The 25,491-nt window shown below is 40.8% G+C and carries 28 protein-coding genes and 6 tRNA genes; 33 read left to right on the top strand and 1 reads right to left on the bottom strand.

Annotation, left to right across the window (positions count from 1 at the left end; genetic code table 11):
- The first annotated feature begins 51 nt into the window (after positions 1-51).
- The 14 genes from QM865_RS08610 (at position 52) to pcp (ending at position 8,709) form a co-directional block, all read left to right on the top strand.
- A tRNA-Phe gene (locus tag QM865_RS08610) sits at positions 52-124 on the top strand.
- A 12-nt stretch (positions 125-136) separates the two neighbouring features.
- Positions 137-217 (top strand) — tRNA-Tyr (locus tag QM865_RS08605).
- A gap of 4 nt (positions 218-221) precedes the next feature.
- A tRNA-Trp gene (locus tag QM865_RS08600) sits at positions 222-292 on the top strand.
- A 14-nt stretch (positions 293-306) separates the two neighbouring features.
- Positions 307-379, top strand: a tRNA-His gene (locus QM865_RS08595).
- A 13-nt stretch (positions 380-392) separates the two neighbouring features.
- Positions 393-464 (top strand) — tRNA-Gln (locus tag QM865_RS08590).
- Positions 465-473: 9 nt separating this feature from the next.
- Positions 474-557: transfer RNA gene (locus QM865_RS08585), tRNA-Leu, on the top strand.
- Positions 558-664: 107 nt separating this feature from the next.
- Positions 665-1,942 carry a gamma-glutamylcysteine synthetase gene (locus tag QM865_RS08580; RefSeq protein WP_153193880.1) on the top strand — a complete coding sequence of 426 codons (1,278 nt, stop codon included), beginning with the start codon at positions 665-667 and terminating at the stop codon, positions 1,940-1,942.
- A gap of 75 nt (positions 1,943-2,017) precedes the next feature.
- Positions 2,018-3,502, top strand: coding sequence for a threonine synthase (gene thrC, locus QM865_RS08575; RefSeq protein WP_414306456.1), 1,485 nt, complete (start codon positions 2,018-2,020; stop codon positions 3,500-3,502).
- Positions 3,503-3,562: 60 nt separating this feature from the next.
- Positions 3,563-4,843 (top strand): MATE family efflux transporter, encoded by a 1,281-nt coding sequence (locus QM865_RS08570; RefSeq protein ID WP_414306455.1) that lies wholly within the window; start codon positions 3,563-3,565, stop codon positions 4,841-4,843.
- A 3-nt stretch (positions 4,844-4,846) separates the two neighbouring features.
- Positions 4,847-5,470, top strand: a complete 624-nt coding sequence (locus QM865_RS08565; RefSeq protein ID WP_414306454.1) for an HAD family hydrolase — start codon at positions 4,847-4,849, stop codon at positions 5,468-5,470.
- Between the two features lie 162 nt (positions 5,471-5,632).
- Positions 5,633-6,835 carry a LysM peptidoglycan-binding domain-containing protein gene (locus QM865_RS08560; protein ID WP_261030567.1) on the top strand — a complete coding sequence of 401 codons (1,203 nt, stop codon included), beginning with the start codon at positions 5,633-5,635 and terminating at the stop codon, positions 6,833-6,835.
- A gap of 318 nt (positions 6,836-7,153) precedes the next feature.
- Positions 7,154-7,579 (top strand): MarR family winged helix-turn-helix transcriptional regulator, encoded by a 426-nt coding sequence (locus QM865_RS08555; RefSeq protein WP_194250513.1) that lies wholly within the window; start codon positions 7,154-7,156, stop codon positions 7,577-7,579.
- Between the two features lie 10 nt (positions 7,580-7,589).
- On the top strand, positions 7,590-7,952 hold the full coding sequence (locus QM865_RS08550) for a DUF1304 domain-containing protein (RefSeq protein WP_414306453.1): 363 nt from the start codon (positions 7,590-7,592) through the stop codon (positions 7,950-7,952).
- 112 nt (positions 7,953-8,064) lie between these two features.
- Positions 8,065-8,709 (top strand): pyroglutamyl-peptidase I, encoded by a 645-nt coding sequence (gene pcp, locus QM865_RS08545; protein ID WP_414306452.1) that lies wholly within the window; start codon positions 8,065-8,067, stop codon positions 8,707-8,709.
- 25 nt (positions 8,710-8,734) lie between these two features.
- Here pcp and QM865_RS08540 read toward each other — a convergent pair whose 3' ends face one another.
- Complete coding sequence (locus QM865_RS08540) at positions 8,735-9,592, bottom strand: DUF975 family protein (RefSeq protein ID WP_414306451.1); 858 nt, start codon at positions 9,590-9,592, stop codon at positions 8,735-8,737.
- Positions 9,593-9,708: 116 nt separating this feature from the next.
- Here QM865_RS08540 and tgt point away from each other — a divergent pair, with 116 nt between their 5' ends.
- The 19 genes from tgt to QM865_RS08445 all read left to right on the top strand — a co-directional run bounded on the left by tgt (position 9,709) and on the right by QM865_RS08445 (position 25,468).
- Positions 9,709-10,851, top strand: a complete 1,143-nt coding sequence (tgt, locus tag QM865_RS08535; protein WP_001285237.1) for a tRNA guanosine(34) transglycosylase Tgt — start codon at positions 9,709-9,711, stop codon at positions 10,849-10,851.
- A gap of 100 nt (positions 10,852-10,951) precedes the next feature.
- Positions 10,952-12,769 (top strand): acyltransferase family protein, encoded by a 1,818-nt coding sequence (locus QM865_RS08530; protein ID WP_414306450.1) that lies wholly within the window; start codon positions 10,952-10,954, stop codon positions 12,767-12,769.
- 151 nt (positions 12,770-12,920) lie between these two features.
- Entirely contained in the window at positions 12,921-14,072 is a 1,152-nt protein-coding gene (gene nagA / locus QM865_RS08525) for an N-acetylglucosamine-6-phosphate deacetylase (RefSeq protein ID WP_414306449.1), read from the top strand.
- A gap of 162 nt (positions 14,073-14,234) precedes the next feature.
- Complete coding sequence (locus QM865_RS08520; RefSeq protein WP_414306448.1) at positions 14,235-15,293, top strand: zinc-dependent alcohol dehydrogenase family protein; 1,059 nt, start codon at positions 14,235-14,237, stop codon at positions 15,291-15,293.
- A gap of 150 nt (positions 15,294-15,443) precedes the next feature.
- Complete coding sequence (locus QM865_RS08515) at positions 15,444-15,809, top strand: DUF1033 family protein (RefSeq protein ID WP_000286409.1); 366 nt, start codon at positions 15,444-15,446, stop codon at positions 15,807-15,809.
- Between the two features lie 76 nt (positions 15,810-15,885).
- Positions 15,886-16,827 carry a competence type IV pilus ATPase ComGA gene (comGA, locus tag QM865_RS08510; RefSeq protein ID WP_414306447.1) on the top strand — a complete coding sequence of 314 codons (942 nt, stop codon included), beginning with the start codon at positions 15,886-15,888 and terminating at the stop codon, positions 16,825-16,827.
- Entirely contained in the window at positions 16,775-17,791 is a 1,017-nt protein-coding gene (gene comGB / locus QM865_RS08505; protein WP_414306457.1) for a competence type IV pilus assembly protein ComGB, read from the top strand. Before comGA ends, comGB begins: the two co-directional genes overlap by 53 nt.
- Position 17,792: 1 nt before the next feature.
- Positions 17,793-18,116, top strand: a complete 324-nt coding sequence (comGC, locus tag QM865_RS08500; protein ID WP_061087529.1) for a competence type IV pilus major pilin ComGC — start codon at positions 17,793-17,795, stop codon at positions 18,114-18,116.
- Complete coding sequence (comGD, locus tag QM865_RS08495) at positions 18,079-18,513, top strand: competence type IV pilus minor pilin ComGD (RefSeq protein WP_061087530.1); 435 nt, start codon at positions 18,079-18,081, stop codon at positions 18,511-18,513. The genes comGC and comGD overlap by 38 nt, the downstream gene beginning before the upstream one ends.
- Entirely contained in the window at positions 18,476-18,778 is a 303-nt protein-coding gene (comGE, locus tag QM865_RS08490; protein ID WP_050492328.1) for a competence type IV pilus minor pilin ComGE, read from the top strand. The genes comGD and comGE overlap by 38 nt, the downstream gene beginning before the upstream one ends.
- On the top strand, positions 18,741-19,202 hold the full coding sequence (comGF, locus tag QM865_RS08485) for a competence type IV pilus minor pilin ComGF (RefSeq protein ID WP_061087532.1): 462 nt from the start codon (positions 18,741-18,743) through the stop codon (positions 19,200-19,202). The genes comGE and comGF overlap by 38 nt, the downstream gene beginning before the upstream one ends.
- Positions 19,180-19,593 carry a competence type IV pilus minor pilin ComGG gene (gene comGG, locus QM865_RS08480; RefSeq protein WP_061087533.1) on the top strand — a complete coding sequence of 138 codons (414 nt, stop codon included), beginning with the start codon at positions 19,180-19,182 and terminating at the stop codon, positions 19,591-19,593. Before comGF ends, comGG begins: the two co-directional genes overlap by 23 nt.
- A 32-nt stretch (positions 19,594-19,625) precedes the next feature.
- Positions 19,626-20,213 carry a class I SAM-dependent methyltransferase gene (locus tag QM865_RS08475; RefSeq protein WP_061087534.1) on the top strand — a complete coding sequence of 196 codons (588 nt, stop codon included), beginning with the start codon at positions 19,626-19,628 and terminating at the stop codon, positions 20,211-20,213.
- A 60-nt stretch (positions 20,214-20,273) separates the two neighbouring features.
- Positions 20,274-21,227: a class I SAM-dependent methyltransferase gene (locus QM865_RS08470; protein WP_261219580.1), complete on the top strand. Its 954-nt coding sequence runs from the start codon at positions 20,274-20,276 to the stop codon at positions 21,225-21,227.
- A 49-nt stretch (positions 21,228-21,276) separates the two neighbouring features.
- Complete coding sequence (locus QM865_RS08465) at positions 21,277-22,467, top strand: acetate kinase (protein WP_060806175.1); 1,191 nt, start codon at positions 21,277-21,279, stop codon at positions 22,465-22,467.
- Positions 22,468-22,616: 149 nt separating this feature from the next.
- Positions 22,617-22,988 (top strand): ribonuclease P protein component, encoded by a 372-nt coding sequence (gene rnpA / locus QM865_RS08460; protein ID WP_033679593.1) that lies wholly within the window; start codon positions 22,617-22,619, stop codon positions 22,986-22,988.
- Positions 22,963-23,787 carry a membrane protein insertase YidC gene (locus QM865_RS08455; RefSeq protein ID WP_004247677.1) on the top strand — a complete coding sequence of 275 codons (825 nt, stop codon included), beginning with the start codon at positions 22,963-22,965 and terminating at the stop codon, positions 23,785-23,787. Before rnpA ends, QM865_RS08455 begins: the two co-directional genes overlap by 26 nt.
- A gap of 17 nt (positions 23,788-23,804) precedes the next feature.
- Positions 23,805-24,794: an RNA-binding cell elongation regulator Jag/EloR gene (gene jag, locus QM865_RS08450; protein ID WP_000260033.1), complete on the top strand. Its 990-nt coding sequence runs from the start codon at positions 23,805-23,807 to the stop codon at positions 24,792-24,794.
- A gap of 50 nt (positions 24,795-24,844) precedes the next feature.
- Positions 24,845-25,468: a ribonuclease P gene (locus tag QM865_RS08445; RefSeq protein WP_153193864.1), complete on the top strand. Its 624-nt coding sequence runs from the start codon at positions 24,845-24,847 to the stop codon at positions 25,466-25,468.
- The last annotated feature ends 23 nt before the right edge of the window (positions 25,469-25,491 follow it).

The following is a 25,491-nucleotide window of genomic DNA, read 5'->3' as shown; positions in this document are numbered from 1 at the left end:
GTCGGGCTCATAACCCGAAGGTCGTAGGTTCAAATCCTGCTCCCGCAATAAGGCTCGGTAGCTCAGTTGGTAGAGCAATGGATTGAAGCTCCATGTGTCGGCGGTTCGATTCCGTCTCGCGCCATTTATATATTTTGGAAGGGTAGCGAAGAGGCTAAACGCGGCGGACTGTAAATCCGCTCCTTCGGGTTCGGGGGTTCGAATCCCTCCCCTTCCATTTTACGGGCATAGTTTAAAGGTAGAACTAAGGTCTCCAAAACCTTCAGTGTGGGTTCAATTCCTACTGCCCGTGTTAATAGAATTATGGCGGGTGTGGTGAAGTGGTTAACACACCAGATTGTGGCTCTGGCATGCGTGGGTTCGATCCCCATCACTCGCCTATTTTATATTATTGGGGTATAGCCAAGCGGTAAGGCAAGGGACTTTGACTCCCTCATGCGTTGGTTCGAATCCAGCTACCCCAGTTACTATTTGCCGGCGTGGCGGAATTGGCAGACGCGCTGGACTCAAAATCCAGTGTCCGCAAGGACGTGCCGGTTCGACCCCGGCCGCCGGTATAGTATAGAGTTAAGGAACGTTGTAAATCTTCGTTCCTTTTTTATATTATTTTTGGTATAATGATAGTTATTCAAATTTTATTTAGATTATGAAAGTGTAGGGAAGTATGTCTCGTTCTATCGATTTATTAAAACATCGGTATTTGAAAAATATTAAAGAAAATCCTAAATTGTTTATTGGAGTTGAGCTGGAATATCCTGTTGCAAATTTAGAAGGGGATGCTACAAATGTTGAAGTTATCAAATACTTATTCCGATATTTAGTTTCTTCTTTGGATTTTACTATCGAAAAGTTTGATGATTTTGGGAATCCTATCCAGTTAGTAGATCCAGTAAGTCAAGATGCAATTTTATTTGAAGTTTCCTATACTACGATTGAGTTTGCATTTGGTAAGGCTAAAACGATTCAAGAAATCGAAAATCGTTTCAACAATTATCTGGATGTGATTCAGAAAAAGTTAGCTGAATCAAACCATGCTATTGTTGGCTGCGGCATTCATCCTGACTGGGATAAAAATGAGAATAGTCCAGTTGCTTACTCACGGTATCGCATGTTGATGGACTATTTAAATTTGAGTAGAAATGTGACAGAATCAGACTTACATCAATTCCCTGACTATGGAGCTTTTATCTGCGGGAGTCAGGTTCAGCTGGATGTTTCAAAGTTTAACTTCTTACGGGTGATTAATGCTTTTTCTCAAATTGAAACGGCTAAGGCTTATTTATTTGCAAATTCTGAGTTTTCTGGTGCAGATTGGGATACGAAAATTTCAAGGGATATTTTCTGGGAAGAATCTATGCATGGTATCTATTCAGAGAATGTTGGGGTCAATGCTAGACTCTTTAAAGATGAGGATGATTTTTTTGATTATCTAGATCATTCTGCAATTTTTACTGCGGAACGTGATGGGCAAACCTATTATTTTTATCCGATTCAGGCAAGAGACTATCTGGCGACACCTGAAATCCAAGCATTTGATCTTAATGGGGATGAGGTTCTTATTTACCCTCAAGAGAAAGACTTTGAAACTCATCGTAGTTACCAGTACCAGGACTTAACGACTCGGGGAACAGTTGAATTTCGTAGTGTGTGTACTCAACCTCTAGATAGAACCTTCGCTTCAGCAGCTTTTCACTTGGGATTGTTGGTTAATTTAGATAAGTTAGAAGCTTACTTAGAAACAGCACCTTTCTTTAAAGAATTTGGGAGAAATTATAAGTTTTTAAGACGGCAATTTTCTAAGAAAAAGCTTACAGATGAGGAAGAAACTGCGATTATGGAATTTTCTAAAGACTTACTCCTGCTAGCTGAGGAAGGACTGGAGATGAGAAATAAGCAAGAAATGACCTATTTACAGCCTTTGCAAGAAGAATTGAGCCTATAATTTTTCTTATAAAGCGAGAATTTTCTAAAAAATCATGATATAATAGAAGAGACTATAGATAAAGGATAGAGAGTAATGACATTAGTTTATCAATCAACGCGTGATGCTAACAATACAGTAACTGCCAGCCAAGCTATTTTACAAGGTTTGGCGTCGGACGGGGGTTTGTTTACACCGGTCACTTATCCAAAGGTAGATTTGGACTTTGACAAATTGAAAGATGCTTCTTACCAGAAAGTTGCTAAGCTAGTTTTCTCAGCATTTTTAGATGACTTTACAGCTGAGGAGTTGGACTACTGTATCAACAATGCCTACGATAGCAAATTTGATACTCCAGCTATCGCGCCATTAGTGAAATTATATGGACAATATAACTTGGAACTGTTCCATGGTTCAACGATTGCCTTTAAGGATATGGCCTTGTCTATCTTGCCATACTTTATGACAACAGCTGCTAAGAAACATGGTTTGGAGAACAAGATTGTCATCTTGACAGCGACATCTGGTGATACTGGAAAAGCTGCTATGGCAGGCTTTGCTGATGTTCCTGGCACTGAGATTATCGTCTTTTATCCAAAGGATGGTGTCAGCAAGGTACAAGAGTTGCAAATGACCACTCAGACTGGTGACAATACTCATGTTATCGCCATTGATGGTAACTTTGACGATGCCCAAACAAATGTGAAGCACATGTTTAACGACGTGGCTCTTCGTGAAAAATTAGCGGCCAACAAGTTGCAATTTTCATCAGCTAACTCTATGAATATCGGTCGTTTGGTGCCACAGATTGTTTATTATGTTTATGCCTATGCCCAATTGGTCAAGACTGGTGAGATTGTGTCTGGTGATAAGGTCAACTTCACAGTGCCGACTGGAAACTTTGGAAATATCTTGGCTGCCTTTTATGCCAAACAAATCGGTCTCCCAGTTGGTAAATTGATCTGTGCTTCAAATGATAACAATGTTTTGACAGACTTCTTCAAGACACGTGTTTACGATAAGAAACGTGAGTTTAAGGTAACAACTAGCCCATCTATGGATATCTTGGTATCTTCAAACTTGGAGCGTTTGATTTTCCATCTTTTGGGGAATGATGCGGTTAAGACAGCTGAACTTATGAACGCCTTGAACACGCAAGGACAATATGAGTTGACAGACTTTGATTCAGAGATTCTTGAACTATTTGCAGCTGAATATGCGACTGAGGAAGAAACAGCGACAGAAATTAAGCGTGTTTATGAGTCAGACTCTTATATCGAGGATCCACATACAGCGGTTGCTTCGGCAGTTTATAAGAAATACCAAGAGGCTACTGGCGATGCGACTAAGACAGTGATTGCTTCAACAGCTAGTCCTTACAAGTTCCCAGTGGTTGCAGTCGAAGCAGTAACAGGAAAAGCAGGCTTAACTGACTTTGAAGCTTTGGCTCAATTGCATGAAATCTCAGGAGTGGCTGTGCCATCAGCAGTTGATGGCCTTGAAACAGCGCCAGTTCGTCACAAGACAACTGTGGCGGCTGCGGACATGCAAGTAGCGGTTGAGGCTTATCTAGGACTTTAAGACAGAAGGAGTAAACTCGGTTGGGAAATCAACTGAGTTTCTTTTAATCAGGAGGAAAGATTGTTTAAGAAAAATAAAGACATTCTTAATATTGCCTTGCCAGCTATGGGAGAAAACTTTTTGCAAATGCTCATGGGGATGGTGGACAGTTATTTAGTTGCTCATTTAGGATTGATAGCTATTTCAGGTGTATCAGTAGCTGGCAATATTATCACGATTTATCAGGCGATTTTCATAGCTCTGGGATCTGCTATTTCCAGTGTTATTTCAAAAAGTTTGGGACAGAAAGACCAGTCGAAGTTGGTCTATCATGTGACTGAGGCCTTGAAGATTACCTTAATATTAAGTTTCCTTTTAGGATCTTTGTCCATCTTCGCTGGGCAAGAGATGATAGAACTTTTGGGGACGGAGAGAGATGTAGCTGAGAGTGGTGGACTCTATCTATCTTTGGTAGGCGGATCAATTGTTCTCTTAGGTTTAATGACTAGTCTGGGAGCCTTGATTCGTGCAACGCATAATCCACGTTTGCCCCTTTATGTTAGTTTTTTATCCAATGCCTTGAATATTCTTTTTTCAAGTCTAGCTATTTTTGTTTTGGATATGGGGATAGCTGGTGTTGCTTGGGGGACTATTCTGTCTCGTTTGGTTGGTCTTGTGATTTTATGGTCGCAATTAAAGTTGCCTTTTGAGAAACCGACTTTTGGTTTAGATAAGGAACTATTGACCTTGGCTTTGCCAGCAGCTGGAGAGCGGCTTATGATGCGGGCTGGTGATGTCCTTATCATTGCCTTGGTTGTTTCTTTTGGGACAGAGGCAGTGGCTGGAAATGCAATCGGAGAAGTCTTGACCCAGTTTAACTACATGCCTGCTTTTGGAGTTGCTACGGCAACGGTCATGCTGGTAGCTCGAGCAGTTGGAGAGGATGATTGGAAAAGAGTAGCTAGTTTGAGCAAGCAAACCTTTTGGCTTTCTCTGCTTCTCATGTTGCCCTTGACGATTAGTGTCTATGCCTTAGGAATACCACTGACTCATCTCTATACGACTGATCCTCTAGCGGTGGAGGCTAGTGTTCTAGTGACTCTTTTCTCACTTTTAGGGACTCCTATGACGACGGGAACAGTCATCTATACGGCTGTTTGGCAGGGCTTGGGGAATGCTCGGCTTCCCTTTTATGCGACAAGTATAGGGATGTGGTGTATCCGCATTGGGACAGCCTATCTGATGGGGATTGTTCTTGGTTGGGGCTTGCCTGGTATTTGGGCTGGAACCCTTTTGGATAATGGTTTTCGTTGGTTATTTCTACGTTACCGTTACCAGCGTTATATGAGTTTGAAAGGATAGGAAATGCAAAAAACAGCTTTTATTTGGGATTTAGACGGGACTTTATTGGATTCTTACGAAGCGATTTTGTCAGGGATTGAGGAAACTTTTGGTCAGTTTGCTATTCCTTATGATAAAGGGAAGGTGAGGGAGTTTATTCTCAAGTATTCTGTTCAGGATTTGCTTGTGCAGGTGGCGGAAGAGAGAAAACTGGATGTGGAAGTGCTAAATCAGGTGCGTGCACAGAGTTTGGCTGAGAAGAATGCTCAGGTAGTTTTGATGCCAGGTGCGCGTGATGTGCTAGCTTGGGCAGAGGAATCAGGAATTCAGCAGTTTGTTTACACTCATAAGGGAGACAATGCTCTTACCATTCTCAGAGACTTGGGTTTGGAATCTTATTTTACAGATATTTTAACCAGTCAGAGTGGCTTTGCGCGGAAGCCCAGTCCAGAAGCGGCTACCTATCTGTTAGACAAGTATCAGTTGGATCCTGAGAAAACCTATTATATAGGGGATCGGACTCTGGATGTGGAATTTGCTCAGAATAGTGGGATTCAAAGTCTTAACTTTTTAGAGTCGTCTTATGGAGGCAATCACAGGATTCAAGCCTTAGCAGATATTTCCCGTATTTTTGAGGCTGAGCTATAAAAAGATTGTGTCAGTTTTGTGACAGAGACCTAACAAACTATTTCAAGTAACTGAGTTTGTTACAAGGAATAGACAGTTCTGTTAAATAGGCCCGAGAGGGCTTTTTTTCTGCATTTTTTGTGTTATCATAGACAGGTACTCATTTGAAAGGAATTTGAAAGAATGAAGAAAAGAATATTATTAGCCTCAACAGTAGCCTTGTCGTTTGCCCCAGTATTGGCAACCCAAGCAGAAGAACTTCTTTGGACTGCACGTAGTGTTGAGCAAATCCAAAATGATTTGACTAAAACGGATAACAAAACAAGTTATACCGTTCAGTATGGTGATACCTTGAGCACTATTGCAGAAGCCTTGGGTGTAGATGTCACAGTTCTTGCGAATTTGAATAAAATCACCAATATGGACCTGATTTTCCCAGAAACCGTTTTGACAACGACTGTCAATGAAGCAGAAGAAGTAACAGAAGTTGAAATCCAAACTCCTCGAGCAGCTTCTAGTGAGGAAGTGACAACTGCGACAGCAGATTTGACAACCAATCAAGTGACCGTTGATGCTCAAACTGTTCAGGTTGCAGATCTTTCTCAACCGATTGCAGAAGATCCAAAAGCGGTAGAAACTACAAGAACAAAAGAAGTGGCATCAAGTTCAGAAGTTGCAGAGACAGTTACTACTGCAGAAGAAGTCGCGCCATCTACAGGAAATTCTGTTTCAGAGAAGCAAATAGCCGAAACAAGCAATGCAGTTGCAGAAGCAGCTCCTCAGGCAACGACTCCAGCTGAGAAAGAGGAAACACAAGCAAGCCCTCAGGCTGAGTCAACAGTGGAAACAACTACAACTCCAGTAGAAGAAAAAGCAATAGAAACAACTGCAACAAGTTTAGAAGAAGTAAAAGAAGTAGCATCAAGTGAAGCTACACCAGCAGTTTCTACTTATCAACTAGAAGAGAAGAAAACAGTTTCAACAACTTACGCGGCTCCAGCAGCGCCCGATTATGCTGGACTTGCGGTAGCGAAATCTGAAAATGCAGGCCTTCAACCACAAACAGCTGCCTTTAAAGAAGAAATTGCTAACTTGTTTGGCATCACATCCTTTAGTGGTTACCGTCCAGGAGACAGTGGAGATCACGGAAAAGGTTTGGCTATCGACTTCATGGTACCAGAAAGCTCAGAACTAGGGGATAAGCTTGCGGAATACGCTATTCAAAACATGGCCAGCCGTGGAATTAGTTACATTATCTGGAAACAACGTTTCTATGCTCCATTCGATAGCAAATATGGACCAGCTAATACTTGGAACCCAATGCCAGACCGTGGTAGTGTGACAGAAAACCACTATGACCACGTTCACGTTTCAATGAATGGATAAACCAGACTTGGTAATATCATTTTGACGAATGAGATCTAGCTTTCGTGATAGGAAGCGAGTCTCGTTCGTTTTTTCTTTGTCATACTCTTCGAAAATCTCTTCAAACCACGTCAGTTTTATCTGCAATCTCAAAGCTGTGCTTTGAGCAACCTACGGATAGCTTCCTAGTTTGCTCTTTGATTTTCATTGAGTATCAATATGGATGGAAAATGGAAGTTACCATTTTGTAATGATTGAAGCAACATTCTTGCAATTTATTTTACTTTGTATTATACTTGATTAGTCAACTATTGATAAGTCAACAGAAAGAAGGAAGAAATGTTAGAGATTCAAGATTTACTTTATCAACTCCGCTTGTCTGAGCAAGCGAGCACGCAATTGTTTGAAAAAAGACTTGGGATTAGTTTGACACGGTATCAGATTTTATTATTTTTGTTGAAGCATTCCCCTTGTAATCAAATAGCGGTTCAGGAGCGTTTGAAGATTGATCAGGCCGCCTTGACACGACATTTCAAAATTCTGGAAAAGGAAGGTTTGGTGGAGCGTCATCGTAATCCTGAAAATCAGCGAGAAGTGTTGGTAGAGGCTACGAAGTATGCCAAGGAGCAGTTAGTGGTGAATCCTCCTCTGAAGCATATCAAGGTTAAAGAAGCGATGGAAAGTATCTTAACAGAGTCTGAAAGAACAGAACTCAGCCGTTTATTAAATAAATTGGTTTTGGGTATTGAAAATATAGAAATTTAAGGAGAAATAGATGTCAATTATTACAATCATTTTAGCAACAATCGTTGCTTTCGAGCATTTTTACATTTTTTATTTGGAAAGTATTGCAACGCAATCAGATGCGACTAGTCGAGTCTTTAACATGGAAAAGGAAGAACTGGCTCGTCCGTCTGTAAGTTCATTGTTTAAAAATCAAGGGATTTATAATGCTCTGTTAGGAGTCTTTCTCTTGTATGGGATTTATTTCTCACAGAATTTAGAAATTGTGACTATTTTTGTTTTATTTGTGATTGGAGCTGCGGCTTATGGCTCTCTCACAGTAGATAAGAAAATTATTTTGAAGCAAGGTGGGCCAGCTATTTTAGCCTTGATTAGTATTTTTCTCTTTAAATAAGTTCAAAGATCAATCTTAGTCTCTCTAGTACTTTTCACTCCAGAATAAGGGAAATATGTTATACTTGTTTTTAAGAAAAGAGTTTTATTGAATTTGTTTTGAGGAGTTAGAAATGAAAGTATTAGTGACAGGTTTTGAGCCTTTTGGAGGGGAAAAGGTCAATCCAGCCTTGGAGGCTATTAAAGGTTTACCAGCTGAAATCCATGGTGCTGAGGTCCGTTGGCTAGAAGTGCCAACAGTCTTTCACAAATCGGCTCAAGTATTGGAAGAAGAGATGGACCGTTATCAACCTGACTTTGTCCTTTGTATCGGCCAAGCAGGTGGAAGAACCAGCTTGACACCTGAGCGAGTGGCCATTAATCAAGACGATGCACGCATTCCTGATAACGAAGGGAATCAGCCGATTGACCTTCCCATTCGAGCGGATGGTGCTTCGGCCTACTTTAGTAGTTTGCCGATTAAAGCGATGGTTCAAGCTATAAAAAAAGAGGGATTGCCGGCCTCTGTTTCCAATACGGCAGGGACTTTTGTCTGTAACCATCTGATGTATCAGTCCCTCTATTTGGTAGAAAAGAAATTTCCACATGTTAAGGCAGGTTTTATGCATATTCCTTATATGATGGAACAGGTGGTGAATAGACCGACTACTCCAGCTATGAGTTTAGTGGATATTAGGCGAGGGATAGAAGCGGCAATCGGCGCCATTATAGAACATGGAGATCAGGATCTCAAGTTGGTAGGCGGAGAAACTCATTGATAGAAAAAAGCTTGAGGGGAAACCTTCAAGCTTTTGGACGTTTTCGAGCTAGTACAGCTCGGTAAAAAATTATTTTATTGATTTGAATGTAGGGTAGGAGTGAGAAACTAGCAATCCCAAAGGTAATCCAATTGAGGAAATACCAAGGAAGGAGTTGTAAGTCTAGGACAAATTGCTGAAATTTGTAACCTTTCATTAAGAAACGGCTGGTTTTAAGTATTTGCCCTGGTTTAGCTTGGCCTAAGTCGAGAGTGTCACAGAGGAGAAATTCTACCTGCGAATAGGCATAGTATTGTGGAATATAGAGACTATTTCCGACAATCATCAAGAGGATACTTGCTAGAAAGTAGAGACCAAATGTCATGAGGAAACGCTCGGTTTCAATTGACGTGAGATCTAGATTAGGAAACTCAGGGTGAAGGACAACGAATTTCTTTGCTAGAAAGCTACTGTAAAAGAGGAAGTAAATCCCAAGCAAGCTAGGAATGCTCCATAAGAAGAGATAGAAACGTTTGAGGAGAAGAGTCAAAAAGGTTTGCGAAAAGTACTCTTCGTTAAATAGAGCGAGACCATTTTTGACGGATAGTTCTGTATCGGGATTCTTGATGAGTTTCAGCGTTGTATAAACTGAACTGGTCAGGAGAATCGTTCCGATAAAGGAGACTAATAGTGGAAAAAGGTAGGCTTGGAATACATGACCAAGAACGCTTAAAAAGGATTGCTCTAAAATAGACTCGTTGATGCGCTCTAAGGGATTAAGGAAGCCAGACAAGATGACCAGCATGCTAGGTAAGAGATAGACGAGAAAGAGGCGGGGATTTTCAGCCTGAAATTGTCTGGCCTGCAGACGAATGGTTTTTAAATCAATTTTTGGGTATTTCATTCTCTCATTATACCATAGTTCGTGACAGTTCCAGCTTTTTTTGATAAAATCATACAGTATGCCCTTGGGCACAAAGTATGAACTGGGACTGTTTTTCCCAGCTTCGGAGGTAAAAAATGTCAGATTCACCAATCAAATACCGTTTGATTAAGAAAGAAAAACACACGGGAGCTCGTCTGGGAGAAATTATCACTCCCCACGGTACCTTCCCGACACCTATGTTTATGCCAGTTGGGACTCAAGCCACTGTCAAAACTCAGTCACCAGAGGAGTTGAAGGAGATGGGTTCAGGAATCATCCTGTCAAACACCTATCATCTCTGGCTGCGTCCTGGAGATGAACTCATCGCACGCGCAGGTGGTCTCCACAAGTTCATGAATTGGGATCAGCCGATTTTGACAGATAGCGGTGGTTTCCAGGTTTATTCCCTAGCTGATAGCCGTAATATCACAGAAGAAGGAGTAACCTTTAAAAACCATCTCAATGGTTCTAAGATGTTCTTGTCCCCAGAAAAAGCCATCTCTATTCAGAATAATCTGGGCTCAGACATCATGATGTCCTTTGACGAATGTCCTCAGTTTTATCAGCCTTATGACTACGTTAAAAAATCAATCGAGCGTACCAGTCGTTGGGCTGAGCGTGGTTTGAAGGCTCACCGTCGTCCGCATGACCAAGGTTTGTTTGGAATTGTGCAAGGGGCAGGATTTGAAGACCTTCGTCGCCAATCGGCTCATGACCTTGTCAGCATGGACTTCCCAGGCTACTCTATCGGTGGCTTGGCAGTAGGAGAAACCCACGAAGAGATGAATGCTGTCTTGGACTTCACAACCCAACTGCTACCTGAAAACAAACCTCGCTATTTGATGGGTGTGGGAGCGCCAGATAGCTTGATTGATGGGGTCATTCGTGGAGTGGATATGTTTGACTGTGTCTTGCCGACTCGAATAGCTCGTAACGGGACTTGTATGACCAGTCAGGGACGTTTGGTTGTAAAAAATGCCCAGTTTGCTGAGGACTTTACACCACTGGATCCTGAGTGTGATTGCTACACATGTAAGAACTACACACGCGCCTATCTTCGTCACCTGCTCAAGGCTGATGAAACCTTTGGTATCCGCTTGACTAGCTACCACAATCTTTACTTCTTGCTTAACCTGATGAAGCAAGTTCGACAAGCCATCATGGATGACAATCTTTTGGAATTCCGTGAGTATTTTGTTGAAAAATATGGCTATAATAAGTCAGGACGCAATTTCTAAAACGGAATAGGTATAAGCTAAAAATCCTAAGTTTTCTCTTAGGATTTTTCTTCTTTTTTTGATAGAATAAAGTGTACAATGAAAGGATGAATAAACTCGTATGCGCATTAAATGGTTTTCCTTGATTAGGATTACAGGTTTACTACTAGTACTCTTGTATCATTTCTTTCAGACCATCTTTCCTGGAGGATTTTTCGGGGTAGATGTCTTTTTCACATTTTCAGGTTTCCTGATTACTGCTCTACTCATCGAAGAATTTTCTAAAAATCATGAAATTGATTTGGTTGGATTTTTTAGGAGACGCTTTTATCGTATCGTACCACCTGTGGTTTTGATGGTCTTGGTAACCATGCCCTTTACCTTTCTAGTTCGGCAAGATTATGTGGCTGGAATTGGTGGCCAGATTGCAGGTGTTTTAGGCTTTATGACCAACTTCTATGAACTCCTAACAGGTGGGAGTTATGAATCTCAGTTCATTCCTCATTTGTTTGTTCATAATTGGAGCTTGGCCGTTGAGGTTCACTACTATATTCTTTGGGGATTGGCAGTTTGGTTCTTATCCAAACAGGCTAAATCAAATGGTCAGTTGAGAGGGATGGTCTTTCTCTTATCTGCTACTGCCTTCTTGATTAGCTTCTTCTCCATGTTTATTGGTAGTTTTCTAGTAACCTCTTATTCCTCTGTTTATTTCTCCAGTTTAACTCATGTTTATCCATTCTTTTTGGGGAGTATCCTAGCAACGATTGTAGGCGTTCGTCAGACGACTTCTCTGGTCAAGCAATTGGATAAAATCTGGGATTTACGTAAGACGCTTTTAGTTTTTGGGGGAGGTTTTGGCTTTTTACTCATTTTGACCTTCTTTGTCAAATTTACCTATCTCTTTGCCTATCTTATGGGCTTCTTGCTTGCCAGCCTTGCAGCCCTTGCTATGATTCTGGCGGCGCGTGTCTTACATGAAAAGACTCCTAACGTGCAGGAGCCAAAGATTATTAGCTTTTTAGCAGATACTAGTTATGCGGTTTATCTTTTCCATTGGCCTTTCTATATCATTTTCTCGCAGTTGACATCAAATCTTCTTGCTGTCTTACTGACTTTGATTTTTTCTTATGGATTTGCCAGTCTGTCATTTTATGTGTTGGAACCTTGGATTGCAGGAAAGAACACACCTATTATACAAACCCTTCGTCCCCTGCCTTATGTCCATACAATCCTTGCAGCAAGCACAGGAATCTTGCCTATCATTGTCTGCACGGTGATCTTGTTGGCTCCACAAGTCGGAGCTTTTGAGACAGATTTAACTGTCAATGGCTTGAAGCAAGCTGCAACAAATATTAGCCAGACCAAGGTGATGGCAGAACGAGCAGAAGCTGATAGTTTAGGAATTGCTGATGGTACTATGCTAATTGGTGATTCGGTAGCACTAAGAGCTAATACAGCGTTGCAGACAGCCCTTCCAGGGGCACAGATTAATGCACAAGTCAGCAGAACAACCAAGACCGCCAATGAAATCATGCTCAACAATAGCCAGAATAAATTTTTACCTAAGATGGTGGTCATTGCAACTGGGGTAAATAATCCTGAAAATTACAAGGAAGACTGGGATAGTATCGTGAAAAATCTTCCAAAGGGGCACCATATGATTTTGGTGACACCTTATGAGGGAGATAAGACAAAAGAGACCTATGCTATCGTTGAGAAGGCTGCTGCCTACATGAGAGAATTGGCAGAGAAGACTCCTTATATCACGATAGCAGATTGGAATCAAGTTGCTAAGGAACATCCAGAGATCTGGACAGGAACAGACCAGGTTCACTTCGGAAGTGACAATAGTAAAATTGAAGCAGGAGCTAAATTGTATGCGGATACCATTGCAACAGCCTTGCAAACAGCTCAAGATAAACCAGTCAAATCAAAATAACGTGTATTAAAAAGAGAAGAGTTGGAGAAATCCAGCTCTTTTAAAATATCTTTAGAAAATAGGTCTATACCATTTACAAATAAAAAAGAAAGGTTTATAATGTAATTGACATAATAAATTGTAGAATCAATCTTTTAAGGAGGTTAACATTATGCCTAAATATATTAAAGCGGATCAGTTTTTCTACCCACACGGAGTTCGTCGTGGAGGTTACTTGGAACTTGTGGATGGCAAGTTTGGAAAACATGTAGAACAAATTCCTGAAGGCGCTGAGGTGATTGACTATACAGGTTATAGCATTGCCCCAGGACTTGTAGATACCCACATTCATGGATTTGGCGGTGTCGATGTCATGGACAATAACATCGAAGGAACCCTTCATACCATGAGTGAAGGACTACTTAGTACAGGTGTTACCAGCTTCTTGCCAACCACTTTGACATCAACTTATGAGCAATTGCTTGCGGTAACGGAAAATATTGGTGCTCGTTATCAGGAAGCAAGTGGAGCTAAGATTCGTGGAATTTATTTTGAAGGGCCTTATTTCACAGAGAAATACAAGGGGGCTCAAAATCCTGCCTACATGAAAGATCCTCGTATGGATGAGTTTCGTGCTTGGCAAAAAGCAGCCAATGGCTTGCTTAATAAAATTGCCCTTGCGCCAGAGCGTGAAGGTGTAGAAGACTTTGTACGGACTATCACTGGAGAAGGCGTAACGGTTGCTCTTGGACACTCAAATGCGACTTTTGATGAAGCTAAAAAAGCAGTGGATGCTGGAGCGAGCGTTTGGGTACATGCCTACAATGGTATGCGTGGATTGACTCACCGAGAACTGGGTATGGTGGGAGCCATGTATGAGTTACCACATACTTACGCAGAATTGATTTGTGACGGTCACCACGTAGATCCAAAGGCCTGTGATATTTTGCTCAAGCAAAAGGGAACTGAAAATATTGCCCTTATCACAGACTGTATGACAGCTGGTGGCTTGGAAGATGGAGACTACATGTTGGGAGAATTCCCAGTAGTGGTTGCCAATGGAACTGCTCGCCTCAAATCGACAGGCAATTTGGCAGGTTCTATCCTCAAACTCAAAGACGGTTTGAAGAATGTGGTCGAATGGGGAATTGCGAATCCGCATGAAGCAGTCATGATGGCTAGCCTTAACCCAGCAAAATCTGTTCACATTGATGATGTTTGTGGACAAATCCGTGAAGGATATGACGCCGACTTTATCGTACTAGATAAAGATTTGGAATTGGTAGCCACCTACCTAGACGGTGTGAAACGTTATCAAGCATAAGAGAGAAGGCAGAAGTTAGAGACTAGCTTCTGCTTTTTTATGTATGGTACTTTATCGGTAAATAAAAAAGTTAAAAAAATCACAAAAATGCTTGAACGAACAAATGAAAAGGCTTACAATTGTATTATAAATAGTACAAATAAAAAAACGGAGGAGTACTTTATGAAAGCCTATACTTATGTTAAACCAGGACTTGCTTCTTTTGTTGATGTAGACAAACCAGTTATTCGCAAGCCAACAGACGCTATTGTGCGTATCGTAAAAACCACTATTTGTGGAACAGACCTCCATATTATCAAAGGGGATGTTCCGGCTTGCCAAAGTGGTACCATTCTTGGTCACGAAGGAATTGGGATTGTTGAAGAAGTTGGAGAAGGAGTTTCGAACTTCAAAAAAGGCGACAAGGTTTTGATTTCTTGTGTCTGTGCCTGTGGTAAATGCTACTACTGTAAAAAAGGAATTTATGCCCATTGTGAAGACGAAGGGGGCTGGATTTTCGGTCACTTGATTGATGGTATGCAGGCTGAATATCTACGTGTCCCTCATGCAGATAACACTCTTTACCATACTCCAGAAGACTTGTCAGATGAAGCTTTGGTTATGCTATCAGACATTCTGCCTACTGGATATGAAATTGGTGTCTTGAAAGGGAAAGTAGAACCTGGTTGTAGCGTAGCCATTATTGGTTCAGGTCCAGTTGTATTGGCTGCTCTTTTGACGGCTCAATTCTATTCGCCAGCTAAATTGATTATGGTGGACCTAGATGATAATCGCTTGGAAACAGCTTTATCATTCGGTGCGACTCACAAGGTTAATTCTTCAGACCCTGAAAAAGCCATTAAAGAAATTTATGATTTGACAGATGGCCGTGGTGTAGATGTTGCTATCGAAGCTGTTGGTATTCCTGCAACATTTGACTTCTGTCAAAAGATTATCGGTGTAGACGGAACAGTTGCCAACTGTGGTGTACATGGTAAATCAGTTGAATTTGATTTGGACAAGCTTTGGATTCGCAACATCAATGTAACAACTGGTTTGGTATCTACAAATACCACTCCACAATTGTTGAAGGCACTTGAAAGTCATAAGATTGAACCAGAAAAATTGGTAACTCATTATTTCAAACTAAGTGAAATTGAAAAAGCCTATGAAGTCTTCAGTAAGGCAGCAGACCACCATGCCATTAAGGTCATTATCGAAAACGATATCTCAGAAGCCTAAGTAGTAAAAAGATTTTTGAACATAAGCAAATAGAAATTCAGTCATCCATCAGATGGCTAGATTTTTTATCAAAAAATTAAGAAATGAGCATATTTCTTTTCTTGTTTGGCGGAATTGGTTATAATATACGGTACAAAGGAATGAATGAATATGTATCGTGTTATAGAAATGTACGGAGATTTTGAACCGTGGTGGTTCTTAGAAGGTTGGGAAGAAGATATTGTAGCAAGTAAGAAATTTGACCAGTATTATGATGCTCTCAAATACTACAAGACTTGCTGGTTTAGATTGGAACAAGAGTCTCCTCTTTATAAAAGTAGAAGTGACTTGATGACCATTTTCTGGGATCCGGAAGACCAACGCTGGTGTGATGAATGTGATGAGTATTTACAACAATATCATTCTTTGGCTCTTTTGCAGGATGAGCAGGTTATCCCAGATGAAAAATTACGTCCGGGCTATGAAAAACAAACTGGTCAGGAAAGGCACCGTTCTTGCCGAATGAAATTAAAATAGAGAAAAAGTAACTTTTTGGAGTTGCTTTTTTTTATTTTCCCAAATCTTTGCGAATAGTATAGGTGAGGAGGTAAGTATGGTTCAAGAAATTGCACAAGAAATCATTCGTTCGGCCCGGAAAAAAGGGGCGCAGGATATTTATTTTGTCCCTAAGTTAGACGCCTATGAGCTTCATATGAGGATAGGAGACGAGCGTTGTAAAATCGGTTGTTATGATTTTGAAAAGTTTGCGTCCGTCATCAGCCACTTTAAGTTTGTGGCGGGTATGAATGTGGGAGAAAAGCGACGTAGTCAGCTAGGTTCCTGTGATTATGAATATGACCAGAAGACGACGTCCCTACGTTTATCTACAGTAGGCGATTATCGAGGTCATGAAAGTTTAGTTATTCGCTTGTTGCACGATGAGGAGCAGGAGTTGCATTTTTGGTTTCAGGATATTGACGAATTGGGTAAGCAGTACAGGCAACGAGGACTCTATCTCTTTGCTGGCCCAGTAGGCAGTGGTAAGACGACTCTGATGCATGAATTGGCCAAGTCACTCTTTAAAGGACAGCAAGTTATGTCCATAGAAGATCCTGTTGAAATCAAGCAGGATGACATGCTCCAGTTGCAGTTGAATGAGGCAATTGGACTGACCTATGAAAATCTGATTAAACTCTCCTTACGTCATCGTCCTGACCTCTTGATTATCGGAGAAATTCGAGATAGCGAGACGGCGCGTGCAGTAGTCAGAGCCAGTCTGACAGGGGCGACAGTCTTTTCAACCATTCATGCCAAGAGTATCCGAGGTGTTTATGAACGCCTACTGGAGTTGGGTGTGAGTGAAGAGGAATTAGCAGTCGTTCTGCAAGGAGTCTGCTACCAGAGATTAATCGGGGGAGGAGGAATCGTTGACTTTGCAAATAAAGACTATCAAGAACACCAGCCAACTAGCTGGAATGAACAGATTGACCAGCTTCTTAAAGATGGACATATCACAAGTCTTCAGGCTGAAACGGAAAAAATTAGCTACAGCTAAGCAAAAAAATATCATCACCTTGTTTAACAATCTCTTTTCCAGCGGTTTTCATCTGGTGGAGACTATCTCCTTTTTAGATAGGAGTGCCTTGTTGGACAAGCAGTGTGTGACCCAGATGCGCACGGGCTTGTCTCAGGGGAAATCATTTTCAGAAATGATGGAAAGTTTGGGATTTTCAAGTGCTATTGTCACCCAGTTATCTCTAGCTGAAGTCCATGGGAATCTTCACCTGAGTTTGGGAAAGATAGAAGAATATCTGGACAATCTGGCCAAGGTCAAGAAAAAATTAATTGAAGTAGCGACCTATCCCTTGATTTTGCTGGGTTTTCTTCTCTTAATTATGCTGGGACTGCGTAACTACCTACTACCACAACTGGATAGTAGTAATATCGCCACCCAAATTATTGGCAATCTGCCACAAATTTTTCTAGGAATGGTAGGCTTTGTTTCAGTAGATGTCCTTTTAGCACTCACTTTTTATAAAAGAAGTTCGAAGATGCGCGTCTTTTCTATCTTGGCACGCATTCCCTTCTTTGGAATTTTTGTGCAGACCTATCTGACAGCCTATTATGCGCGTGAATGGGGGAATATGATTTCTCAAGGGATGGAACTAACGCAGATTTTTCAAATGATGCAGGAACAAGGTTCCCAACTCTTTAAAGAAATCGGTCAAGACCTAGCTCAAGCCCTACAAAATGGTCGGGAATTTTCTCAAACCATAGCAACCTATCCTTTCTTTAAAAAGGAGTTGAGTCTCATTATTGAGTATGGGGAAGTCAAGTCCAAGCTGGGTAGTGAGTTGGAAATCTATGCTGAAAAAACTTGGGAAGCCTTTTTTACCCGAGTCAACCGCACCATGAATCTGGTGCAGCCACTGGTCTTTATCTTTGTGGCTCTGATTATCGTTTTACTTTATGCGGCAATGCTGATGCCCATGTATCAAAATATGGAGGTAAATTTTTAAAATGAAAAAAATGATGACGTTCTTGAAAAAAGCTAAGGTTAAAGCTTTCACACTGGTAGAGATGTTGGTGGTCCTTTTAATCATCAGTGTGCTTCTCTTGCTCTTTGTGCCTAATCTGACCAAGCAAAAAGAGGCAGTCAATGACAAAGGAAAAGCTGCTGTTGTTAAGGTGGTGGAAAGCCAGGCAGAGCTTTATAGTTTGAATAAAAACGAAGAGGCTACTCTAAGCAAATTACAAGCAGATGAACGCATCACAGAAGAGCAAGCTAAAGCTTATAAAGAATATCATGCAAAACAAAATAAGACTCAAACGGTCGCGGATTAAGGCCTTTACCATGCTTGAAAGTCTCTTGGTTTTGGGACTTGTGAGTATCATTGCCTTGGGTTTATCTGGTTCTGTTCAGTCCACTTTTGCGGCGGTAGAGGAGCAGATTTTCTTTATGGAGTTTGAAGAACTCTATCGGGAAACCCAAAAACGCAGTGTAGCCAGTCAGCAAAAGACTAGTCTAAACTTAGATGGGCAGACGATCAGTAATGGCAGTCAAAAGTTGACAGTTCCTAAAGGAATTCAGGCACCCTCAGGACAAAGTATTACATTTGACCGAGCTGGGGGTAATTCGTCCCTGGCTAAGGTTGAATTTCAGACCAGCAAAGGAGCGATTCGTTATCAATTATATTTAGGAAATGGAAAAATTAAACGCATTAAGGAAACAAAAAATTAGGGCAGTGATTTTACTGGAAGCAGTAGTCGCTTTAGCTATCTTTGCCAGCATTGCGACCCTTCTTTTGGGACAAATTCAGAAGAATAGGCAGGAAGAAGCAAGAATCTTGCAAAAGGAAGAAGTCTTGCGTGTAGCTAAGATGGCCCTGCAGACAGGTCAAAATCAGGTAAACATCAACGGAGTTGAGATTCAGGTGTTTTCTAGTGAAAAGGGATTGGAGGTCTACCATGGTTCAGAACAGTTGTTGGCTATCAAAGAGCCATAAGGTCAAGGCTTTTACCTTGTTGGAATCCCTGATTGCTCTCATTGTCATCAGTGGAAGTTTACTCCTATTTCAGGCCATGAGTCAGCTCCTCATTTCAGAAGTTCGCTACCAGCAACAAAGCGAGCAAAAGGAGTGGCTCTTGTTTGTGGATCAGCTGGAGGCAGAATTAGACCGTTCGCAGTTCGAAAAAGTGGAAGGTAATCGTATATATGTGAAGCAGGATGGCAAGGATATTTCTATAGGTAAGTCAAAATCAGATGATTTTCGGAAAACCGATGCCAGTGGACGGGGTTATCAACCTATGGTTTATGGACTCAAATCAGCTCAAATTACAGAGGACAATCAAGTGGTTCGTTTTCGTTTCCAGTTTCAAAAAGGCTTAGAAAGGGAGTTCATCTATCGTGTGGAAAAAGAAAAAAGTTAAGGCGGGAGTTCTCCTCTATGCAGTCACCATGGCAGCCATCTTTAGTCTTTTGTTGCAATTTTACTTGAACCGACAAGTCGCCCACTATCAAGACTATGCTTTGGATAAAGAAAAGTTAATCGCTTTTGCCATGGCCAAGCGAACCAAGGATAAAGCTGAACAAGAAAGTGGAGAACAGGCCTTTAATCTGGGTCAGGTGAGTTATCAAAATAAGAAAACAAACTTGGTGACAAGGGTTCACACGCCTAAGAGCCAATATGAGTTCCTATTTCCTTCAGTCAAAATCAAAGAAGAGAAAACAGATGAAAAGAAAGAGGCAGCGACTGATTCAAGTGATCAAGCAGAGAGGAAAAAATCGGAAAAGAAGCCTGAAAAGAAAGAGAATTCCTAGCTAATCAAGCTACTTTGTGCTAAACTAAAAGCATGAAACATGATTTTAACCACAAAGCAGAAACTTTCGATTCCCCTAAAAATATCTTTCTTGCAAACTTGGTTTGTCAAGCGGTCGAGAAACAGCTTGATCTTCTATCAGACAAAGAAATTCTGGATTTTGGTGGTGGGACGGGTCTATTAGCTTTGCCCCTAGCCAAGCAGGCTAAGTCAGTCACTCTTGTAGACATTTCTGAGAAAATGCTGGAGCAGGCTCGTTTGAAAGCAGAGCAGCAAGACATCAAGAATATCCAGTTTTTGGAGCACGATTTACTGAAAAATCCCTTGAAGCAAGAGTTTGATTGCATTGTTGTTAGTCGGGTTCTTCATCATATGCCTGATTTGGATGCAGCTCTCTCACTGTTTCATCAGCATTTGAAGGAAGATGGGCGACTCCTTATTGCCGATTTTACCAAGACAGAAGCTAACCATCATGGATTTGATTTAGGTGAACTGGAAAACAAGCTAATTGATCATGGTTTTTCATCGGTGCATAGTCAGATTCTCTATAGCGCTGAAGACCTGTTTCAAGGAAATTACTCAGAACTCTTTTTAACAGTAGCCCAAAAATCACTCGCCTAGTCAGGGAGTGATTTTTCTATAAGGATGGAAAAAAGAAGGGAAATTTGATAAGATAGGAATATGGATTTTGAAAAAATTGAACAAGCTTATACGTATTTACTAGAGAATGTCCAAATTATCCAAAGTGATTTGGCGACCAACTTTTATGACGCCTTGGTGGAGCAAAACAGCATCTATCTGGATGGTGAGACTGAGCTAAATCAGGTCAAGGAGAATAATCAGGCCCTTAAGCGTTTAGCGCTTCGCAAGGAAGAATGGCTCAAGACCTACCAATTTCTCTTGATGAAGGCAGGGCAAACGGAGCCTTTACAGGCCAATCACCAGTTTACGCCGGACGCCATTGCTTTACTTTTGGTGTTTATCGTGGAAGAGCTGTTTAAAGAGGAGGAAATTTCTATCCTCGAAATGGGTTCTGGAATGGGAATTTTGGGCGCTACTTTCTTGACCTCGCTTGATAAAAAAGTGGATTACTTGGGAATGGAAGTGGATGATTTGCTGATTGATTTGGCAGCTAGTATGGCAGATGTGATTGGTTTGCAGGCTGGCTTTGTCCAAGGAGATGCCGTTCGTCCACAAATGCTCAAAGAAAGCGATGTGGTCATCAGCGACTTGCCTGTTGGCTATTATCCTGATGATGCCGTTGCAGCGCGTCATCAAGTTGCTTCTAGTCAAGAACATACCTACGCCCATCACTTGCTCATGGAACAAGGGATTAAGTACCTCAAATCAGATGGCTACGCTATTTTTCTAGCTCCGAGTGATTTGTTGACCAGTCCTCAAAGTGATTTATTGAAAGGGTGGTTGAAAGAGGAGGCGAATCTAGTTGCCATGATTAGTTTGCCTGAAAATCTTTTTGCCAGTGCTAAACAATCTAAGACGATTTTTATCTTACAAAAGAAAACTGATATTACAGTAGAACCCTTTGTTTATCCACTTTCTAGCTTGCAAGATGCAATTGTTTTAATGAAATTTAAAGAAAATTTTCAAAAATGGACTCAAGGTACTGAAATATAAAATAGATTTTGTTATAATAGATGAAAACGCTTAAAAGAGGAGTCTTGTTATGACAAAAACAATTGCAATCAATGCAGGAAGTTCAAGTTTGAAATGGCAATTATACTTAATGCCAGAAGAAAAGGTGTTAGCGAAAGGTTTGATTGAACGTATCGGTTTGAAAGATTCAATTTCAACTGTAAAATTTGATGGCCGTTCTGAACAACAAATTTTGGATATCGAAAATCACACACAAGCTGTTAAAATCTTATTGGATGACTTGATTCGTTTCGATATTATCAAGGCTTACGATGAGATTACAGGTGTTGGCCACCGTGTTGTGGCAGGTGGAGAATATTTCAAAGAATCAACAGTTGTTGAAGGTGATGTATTAGAAAAAGTTGAAGAGTTGAGTTTGTTAGCTCCTCTCCACAATCCAGCCAATGCAGCAGGTGTTCGTGCCTTTAAGGAATTGTTGCCAGATATTACCAGTGTAGTTGTGTTTGATACTTCATTCCACACAAGTATGCCAGAGAAAGCTTACCGCTACCCTCTACCAACAAAATACTACACAGAAAACAAGGTTCGTAAATACGGTGCCCACGGTACAAGCCACCAGTTTGTAGCAGGAGAAGCTGCAAAACTCTTGGGACGTCCATTAGAAGACTTGAAGTTAATTACTTGCCACATCGGTAATGGTGCTTCTATTACAGCAGTTAAGGGTGGTCAATCTGTCGATACTTCAATGGGCTTCACTCCACTTGGCGGTGTGATGATGGGAACTCGCACAGGAGATATTGACCCAGCCATCATTCCTTATTTAATGCAATATACAGAGGACTTTAACACGCCTGAAGATATTAGTCGCGTCCTTAATCGTGAATCAGGACTTATGGGTGTTTCAGGTAAATCTAGTGATATGCGTGATGTAATTGCTGCTATGGAAGAAGGGGATCATGATGCTACTTTAGCCTATGAAATGTATGTTGATCGTATCCAAAAGCATATCGGTCAATACCTTGCGGTCCTAAATGGAGCAGATGCTATTATCTTCACAGCAGGTATCGGAGAAAATGCAGCTGCTGTACGTGAAGATGTTATCTCAGGTATCTCTTGGTTTGGCTGTGATGTTGACCCAGAAAAGAACGTCTTTGGTGTGACAGGAGACATCTCAACAGATGCAGCGAAAATCCGTGTCTTGGTTATTCCAACAGATGAAGAATTAATTATTGCCCGTGATGTTGAACGTTTGAAAAAATAACTAAAATCAGAAAAAATATTCCGTACAAGGAGTTGGAAAAGTGATTTTTCCAGCTTCTTTTTCTGATGAAATTGTCCAAAACCTTGCTATGATTGGCTTTTTTGAAAAATATGGTATAATAGTAGTAATTTAATAGATGGAGTTGAGTTTTGAAGAAAAACTTTCGTGTAAAAAGAGAGAAAGATTTTAAGGCGATTTTCAAGGAAGGAACAAGTTTTGCTAATCGCAAATTTGTTGTCTACCAATTAGAAAACCAGAAAAACCATTTTCGAGTAGGTCTATCAGTTAGCAAAAAGCTGGGGAATGCAGTTACTAGAAATCAAATCAAGCGACGGATTCGTCATATTATCCAGAATGCAAAAGGGAGTCTGGTAGAAGATGTCGACTTTGTTGTCATTGCTCGAAAAGGGGTTGAAACCTTGGGATACGCAGAGATGGAGAAAAATCTACTCCACGTATTAAAATTATCAAAGATCTACCAGGAAGGAAATGGGAGTGAAAAAGAAATTACAGTTGACTAGTTTGCTAGGTCTATCTCTATTTATCATGACAGCCTGTGCAACTAATGGGACAACTAGCGATATTACGGCAGATTCGACTGATTTTTGGAGTAAATTGGTTTACTTCTTTGCAGAGGTCATTCGCTTTTTATCGTTTGATATTAGTATCGGAGTGGGAATTATTCTCTTTACAATCTTGATTCGTACAGTGCTCTTGCCAGTCTTTCAAGTGCAAATGGTGGCTTCTAGAAAAATGCAGGAAGCTCAACCACGCATTAAGGCGCTTCGAGAACAATATCCGGGTCGAGATATGGAAAGCAGAACCAAGCTAGAGCAGGAAATGCGTAAAGTCTTTAAAGAAATGGGTGTCAGACAGTCAGATTCTCTTTGGCCGATTTTGATTCAGATGCCACTTATCTTGGCCTTGTTTCAAGCTCTATCAAGAGTTGACTTTTTGAAGACAGGTCATTTCTTATGGATTAATCTTGGTGATGTGGATACAACATTCGTGCTTCCGATTTTAGCAGCAGTATTCACCTTTTTAAGTACTTGGTTATCCAATAAAGCCTTGTCTGAGCGTAACGGAGCTACGACTGCGATGATGTATGGGATTCCAGTCTTGATCTTTATCTTTGGGGTTTATGCTCCGAGCGGAGTCGCTCTCTACTGGGCAGTGTCCAATGCTTATCAAGTCTTGCAAACCTATTTCTTGAACAATCCATTCAAGATTATCGCAGAGCGCGAGGCCGTAGTACAGGCACAAAAAAATTTGGAAAATAGAAAAAGAAAAGCCAAGAAAAAGGCTCAGAAAACGAAATAATAAGGAGGAATCTGGTAATGGTAGTATTTACAGGTTCAACTGTTGAAGAAGCAATCCAGACAGGATTGAAAGAATTAGATATTCCAAGAATGAAGGCTCATATCAAAGTCATTTCTCGTGAGAAAAAAGGATTTCTCGGTTTATTTGGTAAAAAACCAGCCCAAGTGGATATTGATGCTATTAGTGAAACGACAGTTGTAAAAGCCAACCAACAAGCTGTAAAGGGAGTTCCTAAAGAAATTAATGAACAAAATGAACCAGTTAAAACGGTCAGTGAAGCGACAGTTGATTTGGGATATGTTGTAGAAGCAATTAAAAAGATTGAAGAAGAAGGTCAAGAAATTTCTGATGAAGTTAAGGCTGAGATTTTGAAAAATGAAAGACATGCCAGCACTATCTTAGAAGAAACTGGGCACATTGAGATTTTAAATGAATTACAACTTGAAGAAGCTGATATCGAAGAAGAAGTAGAAACTCTTAATATTGAAAGCCAAGTTGAGCAAACTGAAAGCCAAGAACTAGAAGACTTGGGCTTGAAGGTTGAACCGAGCTTCGATATTGAACAAGTAGCTACGGAAGTAACGACTTATGTTCAAACAATTATTGATGACATGGATGTTGAAGCCACACTTTCAAATGATTATAACCGTCGTAGCATCAATCTACAAATTGACACCAACGAACCAGGGCGTATTATCGGTTACCATGGTAAAGTTTTGAAGGCCTTGCAACTATTGGCTCAAAATTATCTTTATAACCGCTATTCAAGAACCTTCTATATCACTATTAATGTCAATGATTATGTTGAACACCGTGCAGAAGTCTTGCAGACCTATGCTCAAAAATTGGCGACACGTGTTTTAGAAGAAGGACGTAGTCATCAAACAGATCCAATGTCGAATAGCGAACGTAAGATTATCCATCGTATTATTTCACGTATGGATGGCGTGACCAGTTACTCTGAAGGTGACGAACCCAATCGCTATGTCGTTGTAGATACAGAATAAGTAAAATCAGGATTCTCCTGATTTTTTGCTAGCTGGAGGAGATTAAACTAATGTTGAATAAGATAAGAGATTATTTAGACTTTGCTGGTTTGCAGTACCGTAATCCTGATAAAGCGGGAGCAGAGCGAGAGAAGATGCTGGAATTGCGCCACAAAGGTCAAGAGGCACGAAAGGCTTTTACAGAACTAGCCAAAGCCTTTCAAGCAAGCCATCCAGAATGGCAACTCCAACAGACTAGCCAGTGGATGAACCAAGCGCAGCGCTTGCGACCACACTTCTGGGCTTATATACAACGTGAGGGGAAAGTGACTGAACCTATGCTAGCCTTACGTTTGTACGGGAATCCTTCTGATTTTGGTATTTCCTTAGAAGTCAGTTTCATCGAGCGCAAGAAAGATGAGCAAACTTTGGAGAAACAAACCAAGGTATTAGAAGTTCCAGTTGTAGAAGGAATTTATTATCTAGCCTACTCTGATGGTCAAAGTCAAAGATGGGATGCGAACGAAGAAAATCGTAAAATTTTAAGAAATAAAATATCCAATCAGGAAGTCCGAAAAGTGTTAGTTAAGGCAGATGTTTCTTTTATTGAAAATCAATCATTAGAAGTGATTTTAGAAAAATTAGATGAAGCTTATGAGCGCTTACTTCCCTACTATCAGGCGACCAGAGGGTAGAAGTCACGAGACCTATCTAGAGT

The sequence above is a fragment of the Streptococcus mitis genome, assembly GCF_047462815.1.
Lineage (GTDB): Bacteria > Bacillota > Bacilli > Lactobacillales > Streptococcaceae > Streptococcus > Streptococcus mitis_DO.
Note: the sequence above shows the minus strand (reverse complement) of the source record. Positions and strands in the feature narration are given on the sequence as shown.